General features: G+C 57.1%; 2 protein-coding genes, 1 tRNA gene, 2 rRNA genes and 3 pseudogenes. 3 read left to right on the plus strand and 5 right to left on the minus strand.

Annotated elements, in window-relative coordinates; translation table 11 throughout:
• Window positions 1–10: 10 nt before the first annotated feature.
• Window positions 11–2,287 (minus strand): TonB-dependent siderophore receptor, encoded by a 2,277-nt coding sequence (locus ACMAUO_RS17245; protein WP_420358132.1) that lies wholly within the window; start codon window positions 2,285–2,287, stop codon window positions 11–13.
• Between the two features lie 148 nt (window positions 2,288–2,435).
• Between ACMAUO_RS17245 and ACMAUO_RS17250 the strand changes: the two genes are divergently transcribed.
• Complete coding sequence (locus ACMAUO_RS17250) at window positions 2,436–2,735, plus strand: hypothetical protein (protein ID WP_420358133.1); 300 nt, start codon at window positions 2,436–2,438, stop codon at window positions 2,733–2,735.
• A 312-nt stretch (window positions 2,736–3,047) separates the two neighbouring features.
• Here ACMAUO_RS17250 and ACMAUO_RS17255 read toward each other — a convergent pair.
• Window positions 3,048–3,377, minus strand: a pseudogene (locus tag ACMAUO_RS17255) (DDE-type integrase/transposase/recombinase); the annotation flags it as partial.
• 3 nt (window positions 3,378–3,380) lie between these two features.
• Between ACMAUO_RS17255 and ACMAUO_RS17260 the strand changes: the two are divergent.
• Both ACMAUO_RS17260 and ACMAUO_RS17265 read left to right on the plus strand, forming a co-directional pair.
• A pseudogene (locus ACMAUO_RS17260) lies at window positions 3,381–3,806 on the plus strand (IS630 family transposase); the annotation flags it as partial.
• Window positions 3,807–4,900: 1,094 nt separating this feature from the next.
• Window positions 4,901–6,579 (plus strand): annotated as a pseudogene (locus ACMAUO_RS17265) (recombinase family protein).
• Here ACMAUO_RS17265 and ACMAUO_RS17270 read toward each other — a convergent pair.
• The 3 genes from ACMAUO_RS17270 to ACMAUO_RS17280 form a co-directional block, all read right to left on the minus strand.
• Window positions 6,536–6,612, minus strand: a tRNA-Met gene (locus ACMAUO_RS17270). The pseudogene ACMAUO_RS17265 and the gene ACMAUO_RS17270 overlap by 44 nt on opposite strands.
• A 21-nt stretch (window positions 6,613–6,633) precedes the next feature.
• Window positions 6,634–6,749, minus strand: a 5S ribosomal RNA gene (rrf, locus tag ACMAUO_RS17275).
• A 114-nt stretch (window positions 6,750–6,863) separates the two neighbouring features.
• Window positions 6,864–9,604 (minus strand): 23S ribosomal RNA (locus ACMAUO_RS17280).
• Window positions 9,605–9,899: the final 295 nt, after the last annotated feature.

Here is a 9,899-nt window from a genome sequence, read left to right on the forward strand (position 1 = left end):
GTCGACTGGGTCAGTATTTCATGGCTACCGAGAATTTGACGACTTGCGGCGCGCCTTCGGCAAGAAGGTCCGCCCCGGTCGATGCCCAGTAGCGCCTGCCGGTGATGTTGTCGGCATTCACGCGAAAGGTCATCTCATGTCCGGCCACCATGCGCTGGTAGGACGTACCCATGTTGAACAGGACATAGCCGGGAATCCACGCCTGGTTCAGGGCATCGATCGCACGGCGGCCGATATAGACAAAGCCACCATTGACGCTCAGCCCCGGAACAACGCGGTCCAGCTTGTAGTTGAGCGAAACGGACGCTGTATATTTCGGCGTATTCTCAACCCAGCGCCCCACGACCGTCGGGCTGAAAACACCACTGGCCGAAATGCTGCTCGGCGCACCCGATACCTGCTTGGCGTTGAGCGCCTGTCCACTGGCGTAAACCGACAATTCGTCCGTCAGATCCCCCGACAAGCTGAATTCGAAGCCCCGATAGCGCAGGCGCCCGTCCTCGACATACATATTCGCGCCATTGACGTAGGTCGATGCCCGATTGATGACAAAATATGCCGCCTGGAACAGAAGATTCTTCGTCGGCTGGATCTTGATGCCGCCTTCTTCCTGCTTCGATTTCGCGGCCGGAAGCTGCTGTCCATAATTGATGGCGGTGGACGGCGCGCCGGCGGTCGATTCCAGCCCCTCGATGTATGTTCCATAGAGGCTCATCCATTTGATGGGCTTAATGACGCCGCCATAGGAATAGGTAATCGGCGTCGCATGGAACGTTCTTTTTCCGCCCAGCACTTCCTCGGTGTAGTCCGACTTGCGGATACCACCCAGCAACTGCAGCCACTCGCGGAATTTTATCCGGTCGAACGCATAGAGCCCCTTGTCGTTGATGCGGGTATTGGTGAAAACCGAAGGCGCATAGGCGACCTCCGCAATGGCATGCGGATCGGTATAATCCTGGGCAAAGGTATGATTGACCGTCGAGGGATTGTACTGGTCGCGCACATTGATCGACGCACCGACCAGAAGATCATGCAGCAGGGGACCGCTCCTGAACGTTCCCGCGACTTCAGCCCGGGCGTTGCGGTTGACCGCCTCGTAATTCTCCTGGTCGCCCACCGTCAGCACGTTCTCTCCCACCGTTCCGACAGCAGGATTCGTATTGATGTTGTTGGGATCGAGGTAATTGAAATGCCGGTCGCGCCACAGCCACGACTGTCCACCGCTGAGCGAGAAATTCCAGGCCTTCGTGATCTTCCAGTCCACGGTGCCCATAAGATTGGTTTCCTGCGCACGATTCCGCGCCCAATCCGGGCCGAAATTGGTTCGCGGATTGATCAGGGGCGGCAGAGTGACCGACGGATAGGGGTCCGCCGCCGTTGGCGTCGGCTTTTTGACAAAGCGGAAAATGCCCGGCTCGTTGACCTCTTTAAAGATATGCTCGATATCCAGGTGCATGGTCAGATTTCTGGTCGGCTTCAGGTCGAAGGCGCCGGATGTCAGGTAGCGACTGCCGAGCGTGTGGTCGATTCCCGAATCGACATCCGCGTATAATCCATTGATCCGTGCGCCGAACATGCCCCATGTCTGCCCGAAATCGATATGCCCGCCGCGCCCGCCGTTACTGTCGCCGACACCGTCGATTTCAAGATAGCGTTTCTGGGTCGGACGTTTCATCGTCAGGTTGATGATACCGGCCGGCGTCGTAAAGCCATAATACAGCGCGGACGCACCTTTCAACGCTTCGACGCGATCCTTGTCCTCGATAGGCATGTCGATCAGGTTGATGATGGGCAGAATGCCGTCGAGACGATAATTGCTTCTGTTATCGACCGGAATGCCACGAATGGCCAGGTTGCTGTAAACCGTCGGCGTGGTCTGCGACACGGTCACGCCGGCCGTATTCTGTAGCACTTCCTGCAGGTTACGAGCCTGCTGCGTCTCGATGACAGCGCGCGAGATCACGTTCACGGTCAAGGGCGTATCCAGCGCCTTGGCGCCACGGAAACTGCCGGCCTGGACCACGTCGGTGCCAAAACGATTGGCCCGCGCACCGGTCACCACGATGTCTTCCAAGGCCGGCCCGTTATCGGTAGCCGGTTTGGCAGTCGTAGCGGTGGTCGCGACATTCACTGCGGTCGCGGCCGTCGCCACCTTGCCTGCGTCACCTGTCTTCTCGACCGGCCTGGCCACTCCTTTTGCCACGGCGGTCCCGGTGACCGCGCGATCGTCATATTTGGCCGGAATGCCGGTCTGGCCCCACGCCATACCAACATAGAAGAGAGACATGCCTCCCAGGCTGGTACTGGCAAGAGTCCTGTAAGCCCTGCTTTTAAACAGCATCTTAGATGCCCTCTCTTCTCGGCAACCGGTTCACGGTCCAACCGCATATCGGTTACGACCCACGTCAGTGCGACTTCGATATGATAAGACAGAAATGTTTTTTGTAAAGCGAAAGTGCAATATGGATTCGCACCGGGCCACACTGCGTCCTTACCCGAGCGACGACGACGACGGAGCAAAGGCGGCACCGGCCTCCCCGAATCTGATGGCGCTAGCAGCAAGCCTGCCGCTCTCCACCGAACGGGCGAATATGCGCTACCAATGGGTCGCCCGCTTCATCGACAACGAGCGTGTGGTCTGCGACGCGGTGATCGAACCGTTCGCCCGCGAGGTGATCGCCAGAAGCGCAATGCATTGCTCATCGACGATGGCCGCAATATGCAGATCCTTGTAGGTATCGACGCCACCAACGACAACGCACGTCGTTTTTTTATTTCCATCCATGACCGCGCCCTCGGCTAATCGCTATCAATGGCTCAACCGCGGCCCGCTGCACGGTTAGGACAGTCACGAGACCAGTCAGATCAGGCCCTTCTCGGGTCACAGGCGATGGCCGAGGCAAAGCCTCTCCGCGAGGTGCTCCCGGACGGTCGACAGGTCCAGGGAAAGACACAGTGGTCGATCAGAGTGCGGGTCAGAGCGCGCCGGGCACCTCGCAGCGCCAGTCTACCGTGATCGATCAGTGTTTGAGACAAACCGTCCGCGAACTGGCAACCATCTTCTGACTATCCGTGTTGAAAATCTCCAGTTTTCCATGATGGGCCAGGGCATTTTCCAGCGCCAGAAGGTAAAAGCCCGTGTCCATCGTGTTCGACAGCCGCCACGCCAGAACAGCCCGGCTGTGCCAGTCGATGACCGCCACCAGATACAGAAAGCCCTGACCAATCGGAATATAGGTGATATCCGAGGCCCAGACCTGGTTCGCGCGATCGATCACCAGATCCCGCAGCAGATACGGATAAATCTTGTGTCCCGGACCCGGGATCGTCGTCCTGGGCTTCGGGGCCAGGGCTGCAATCTCCATCCTGCGCATCAAGTGGCATCCGCCGATCAGCGCACGCGCTCGGCCTGGATCTTCGGGGCGATCTGCCCGGCCCTGCGCAAGGGAGCCGCCCTCGCTCTGCCCTGATGCAATCTCCACGCCATGAACCGTCATCTTGCCGAGATCTTCCAGGCCGTGGCGCCGGGTGCCCATGCCGTTCTCATCGTCGATCAGGCCGCGTGGCATACCAGCCAGAAACTCGCCGTCCCTGCCAACATCACGATCATGCCGCTACCGCCTCGTTCGCCCGAGTTGAACCCCGTCGAAAACGTCTGGCAGTTCATGCGCAACACCTGGCTATCGAACCGGATCTTCAGAACCTACGACGACATCGTCGACATCTGCTGCCACGCATGGAACCAACTCGTCGACCAGCCATGGCGCATCATGTCAATCGGCCTCCGCGACTGGGCTCCTGGGTATCTGACAAAGCAGAATTGGTATGACCCATTGCTAGGCCAACTGAGACCAAGCGCAACACGTGTCAACTGGATCCTGGAGACGATTGGGAACATCAGATTATTGCTGATCTGGCGGACGAGGGAAATCCCGTCAAGGAGCATCTCCAATCGCAGCGCTAGACCGAATTATCTAAATATATACTCTAAGAAATTTAATAAAATATCTGGCATTATTTTTTACACTAAATTTAGAATAATAATTATTGCGCTCTATCGAACAAAAAAGATCATTCTCACCTATACTTTTAGCCCCTATCTGCCTCTTTCTGAAAACAAATCTAACGAAACATGTCTCGGCTCCCCAAGCGAGCAAAAGTCTATGACTTCATGGACTCGAGGCGCCATCCGCACCCTGGCAAGTTGGTCGTGACGATGCAGGAGGCAATCATGAACCCGTCGATCCATAGCTACCCGGTCACAGTTGCAATGCTCGATTGCGCTCGATTCTTTGGCTTCAGCGCCCGGACCGCTTCACGCCTGGCAAATCAGGGCGCGATCGACGTCAGATCAGCAGGGCGGCAACGATTCATCATGACTCATTCTGTCTGCATGATGATTCTCCAAAAAACTCAAGAATCTCCAGAAACTATCAAATCATATATGAAAAATACTAGGGAGTACCGGCGCTTATTCACATCAGTTCTATCGACCGCGTCTTCTCATTCTCGCGCAGCACGGGCTACCGCATGGCCGATAGACGAAAGATTCTTGCTATCAATATCGGCTCAGCAAGATTTGTCGTTACAGATTCAGTAATGAATTTTTTCGCCCGTCACAATATCGCCGAAGCCGCCGTGCGGGATATCGCTCCAGACTCTTGCCGCCGACTAGTTGGTGCGGCATCATGACGATCAACCATCAGCCGGGCTATCCCGCGTCCTCATCATCCGAAGCAGACACATCGCCAAACGTCCGAGTGCATATGGCACCGGACCAACGCCTTAGGACGCTTGTTAGGTTCCTAGCGCGGCGTGCCGCACGCGCTTGGCATGATGAACAACTTCAGTTGTATCAAACCATTAGACCAATTGCTAAGCCGTCCGGAGAACAGCCGCCATGAAAGTCGTCATTTATGCCCGGTATTCGTCCGACAACCAGCGTGAAGCCTCAATAGCGGACCAACTCCGCATCTGCCGCGCACACGCGGAAAGGCAGGGCTTGACCATCGTCGAGGAATATACCGACCACGCCATTTCGGGCGCGTCGCTGATGAGGCCGGGCATCCAGGCGCTGATCGCCGACGCACAGCGAGGACGGTTCCAGATTGTGCTGGCCGAGGCGATGGACCGCCTGTCCCGCGACCAGGAGGACATCGCTGGAATTTTCAAGCGCATGAATTATGCCGGCGTGCGGATCATCACCCTCTCCGAGGGCGAGGTTTCCCACCTTCACGTCGGCCTCAAGGGCACGATGAACGCGTTGTTCCTGAAAGACCTGGCCGAGAAGACCCATCGCGGCCTGCGCGGCCGGGTGGAACAGGGCAAGTCCGGCGGCGGCAATGCCTACGGCTATGACGTAGTGCGTAGGCTCGACCCCAATGGTGAGCCGATCCGGGGCGACCGTACCATCAACTCGGCGGAAGCCGTGGTGGTCCGGCGCATCTTTCGCGACTTCGCGGCCGGACAGGGACCGCGCGCCATCGCCTTCCGTCTCAACGACGAAGGTATCTCGGCACCGGGTAGCGGCGCCTGGGGTTTCTCGACCATCAACGGCAATCGGGCACGCGGCACCGGTATCCTCAATAATGAGATGTATGTGGGCAGGCTGGTCTGGAACCGGCAGCGCTTCGTCAAGGATCCGGATACCGGCAAGCGCCAGGCCCGACCCAATCCGGAAGCGAATGGGTGATCCAGGAGGTGCCGGAGCTACGGATCGTCGACCGGGATCTGTGGGACGCAGTCAAGGCACGGCAAGCCAGCGTCAGCGCCAACCGGGACACAAGCGACGCCTCATCGCCCGATCATTTCCGCGAGAAACGTCGTCCCCGCTATCTCTTCTCCGGCCTCAGCAAATGCGGCTGCTGCGGTGGCGGCTATTCCATGATCTCCGGCGCATTGCTCGGCTGTTCGACGGCGCGCAACAAGGGCACCTGCGACAACCGGACCAATATGCGCCGCGAGGAACTGGAGCGGCGCGTCGTTGATGCCCTGCGCTATCAGTTGATGGACCCCGCGTTGTTCAAGGACTTCGCAGAGGCCTTCACCTTCGAGATGAATCGCCTACGGATGGAAGCATCGGCCGACATTAACGCTGCCCGCAAGGAAATCCTGAAAGTCGACCGGGATATTGATCGTCTTCTCGACATGCTCCTCAGGGGCGGCGCGGCCGAACGGCTCAATACCAAGATGTTGGAATTGGAGGCACGCAAGAAGGAACTGGAAATCACGCTGGCCTATGCCAAGGAGCCGCCGCCGCTCCTGCACCCAAAGATGGCGGAGTTTTACCACCAACAGGTCAATCGTCTGCATGAGGCCCTTCACGGCGAAATGGAAGACCGGCGCCAGGAGGCCGCCGAGATTATCCGTACAATGATCGACGCAATCGTCCTTACGCCTTCGGATAAAGGGATCCAGATTGAGGTGAAAGGCGATCTCGCCGGCATCCTGACGGTGGCGTCGGGCAGCGGACAAACGAAAACCCCAGCTCGTTTCCTGACTGGGGTTCGTGATGCGTTGGCATCGCAAGTTCAGATGGTTGCGGGGGCAGGATTTGAACCTGCGGCCTTCAGGTTATGAGCCTGACGAGCTACCGGGCTGCTCCACCCCGCGGGGGTGTAGGTGGACTGGAAGACCTGGCGGCGACCGACTTTCCCGCGTCTTAAGACGCAGTATCATAGGCGCAGGGGCATTTCACGGCCGAGTTCGGGATGGGATCGGGTGGATCTTTCCCCGCCATAGCCACCAGGTCGTCCAGTCCACCCTGTAGGGGTGTTTTGGGCGTGTGAGGTTGGTGTTTTGTGAGTGTGTGGTGTGCGTGGATGATTTCTGTGCATGTGTGTTGCCAGGATTAACCTGGCGGTGTGAGTGAGCCTATTGGGCGATTAGGACCAGTTAGCTGCACGCATTACTGCGCTTCCACATCTGGCCTATCGACGTGATGGTCTATCACGGCCCTCAGGGAGACCTAGTTTTGAGGTGGGTTTCTCGCTTAGATGCTTTCAGCGATTATCCCGTCCAAACTTAGCTACCCGGCTGTGCCGCTGGCGCGACAACCGGTACACCAGAGGTCTGTTCATCCCGGTCCTCTCGTACTAGGGACAAATCCTCTCAAGTCTCCAACACCCACGGCAGATAGGGACCGAACTGTCTCACGACGTTCTAAACCCAGCTCACGTACCACTTTAATCGGCGAACAGCCGAACCCTTGGGACCTGCTCCAGCCCCAGGATGTGATGAGCCGACATCGAGGTGCCAAACCTCCCCGTCGATGTGGACTCTTGGGGGAGATCAGCCTGTTATCCCTAGAGTACCTTTTATCCGTTGAGCGATGGCCCTTCCACGCGGGACCACCGGATCACTATGGCCGACTTTCGTCTCTGATCGAGCTGTCACTCTCACAGTCAGGCGGGCTTATGCCATTGCACTCAACAGTCGATGTCCGACCGACCTGAGCCCACCATCGCGCGCCTCCGTTACACTTTGGGAGGCGACCGCCCCAGTCAAACTGCCCACCATGCAGGGTCCCGGACCAGGCTTACTGGTCTCGGTTAGACATCAGAAACAGTCAGGGTGGTATTTCAAGGATGGCTCCACCGGAACTGGCGCCCCGGTTTCAAAGCCTCCCACCTATCCTACACAGAATGTCTCTGATGCCACTGCAAAGCTGCAGTAAAGGTTCATAGGGTCTTTCCGTCTGACCGCGGGTACCCCGCATCTTCACGGGGAATTCAATTTCGCTGAGCCGATGCTGGAGACAGCGGGGAAGTCGTTACGCCATTCGTGCAGGTCGGAACTTACCCGACAAGGAATTTCGCTACCTTAGGACCGTTATAGTTACGGCCGCCGTTTACCGGGGCTTCAATTCAGTGCTTGCACACCTCCTCTTAACCTTCCGGCACCGGGCAGGCGTCAGGCCGTATACGTCGTCTCTCGACTTCGCACAGCCCTGTGTTTTTACTAAACAGTCGCTACCCCCTGGTTTGTGCCACCCGCCAATGGTTGCCCAATGACGGGTCTCGCTTATCCCGAAGTTACGCGAGTAATTTGCCTAGTTCCTTCAGCATCGTTCTCTCAAGCGCCTTGGTATTCTCTACCAGTCCACCTGTGTCGGTTTCGGGTACGGTCTATATGCCAGAGCTATTTCCTGGAATGCGCAAAAAGCCAGCCCAATCCGATAAGGACTGACAACATCTTGCATTCGTCACTTCTGGCAGGCCCAGGAATATTCACCTGGTTTCCATCGACTACGGCTTTCGCCCTCGCCTTAGGGGCCGGCTCACCCTGCGCGGATTAACCTTGCGCAGGAACCCTTGGACTTTCGGCGACAGTGTTTCTCGCACTGTTTGTCGCTACTCATGTCAGCATTCGCACTTCCGATATCTCCAGAGAGGGTCACCCCGTCTCCTTCACAGACTTACGGAACGCTCCGCTACCGCGCATACAAAGTATGCACCCACAGCTTCGGCACGTGGCTTGAGCCCCGTTACATTTTCGGCGCAGGGTTTCTAATAGACCAGTGAGCTATTACGCTTTCTTTAAAGGATGGCTGCTTCTAAGCCAACCTCCTGGTTGTTTTGGAATCCCCACATCCTTTCCCACTTAGCCACGATTTGGGGGCCTTAGCTGGTGGTCTGGGCTGTTTCCCTCTCGACGATGGACCTTAGCACCCACCGTCTGTCTGCCAGGCTAAACTTCCGGGTATTCGGAGTTTGGTTAGGTTTGGTAAGGCTTTGGGCCCCCCTAGCCCATCCAGTGCTCTACCCCCCGGGGTCAACACCTGACGATCTACCTCAATAGATTTCGCGGAGAACCAGCTATCTCCGAGTTTGATTGGCCTTTCACCCCTAGCCACAGCTCATCCCCGACTTTTTCAACAGGCGTGGGTTCGGCCCTCCAGTGCGTGTTACCGCACCTTCAGCCTGGCCATGGCTAGATCACTCGGTTTCGGGTCTTCTGCCAGCAACTCGTCGCCCTATTCAGACTCGCTTTCGCTTCGCCTACACCTAACGGCTTAAGCTCGCTGCAAACAGAAACTCGCTGACCCATTATACAAAAGGTACGCCGTCACCCCATAAGAGGCTCCGACTGCTTGTAGGCATTCGGTTTCAGGTCTATTTCACTCCCCTCGTCGGGGTGCTTTTCACCTTTCCCTCACGGTACTTGTTCACTATCGGTCACCAGGGAGTATTTAGGCTTGGAGGGTGGTCCCCCCATGTTCAGACAGGATTTCACGTGTCCCGCCCTACTCAAGGATCATTTCAGACATTACGCATACGGGGCTATCACCCACTATGGCCGGACTTTCCATTCCGCTCTGCTTGTTCGAAAATGACCACTGGCCTGTTCCGCGTTCGCTCGCCACTACTAGCAGAATCTCAATTGATGTCTTTTCCTCCAGGTACTGAGATGTTTCAGTTCCCCGGGTTCGCCTCGCAATCCTATGTATTCAGATTACGATACCCATCGCTGGGTGGGTTGCCCCATTCAGATATCCACGGATCAAAGCCTGCTCGCGGCTCCCCATGGCTTTTCGCAGCGTGCCACGTCTTTCATCGCCTCCTGGTGCCAAGGCATCCACCGAATGCCCTTATCGCGCTCACTCACCACAACATGCACAGAAACCATCCACGCAAAACCAGCCCAAGGGCCAGCCCACATGAACATTCCCGCGTCACGCGCAGTCATCTCGCACGACACACTCTAAAAACGTCTCTGAACGCTCACGCCAAATTCTCTTAGCAAGAAGCACCCCAGTTCCCTGGACCGCTTCAAGGGTCAGACCAACCCGAGAATTCGGCACGCCCACAGACGCACCAACCTATTCACACTGACAAAGAACAAACATTCACCAGACCCACCCAAAAACCGCTGCACCGCAGTCAGCCAAAAGGCGATCC

This window comes from Gluconacetobacter brunescens (assembly GCF_048695475.1).
GTDB lineage: Bacteria > Pseudomonadota > Alphaproteobacteria > Acetobacterales > Acetobacteraceae > Gluconacetobacter.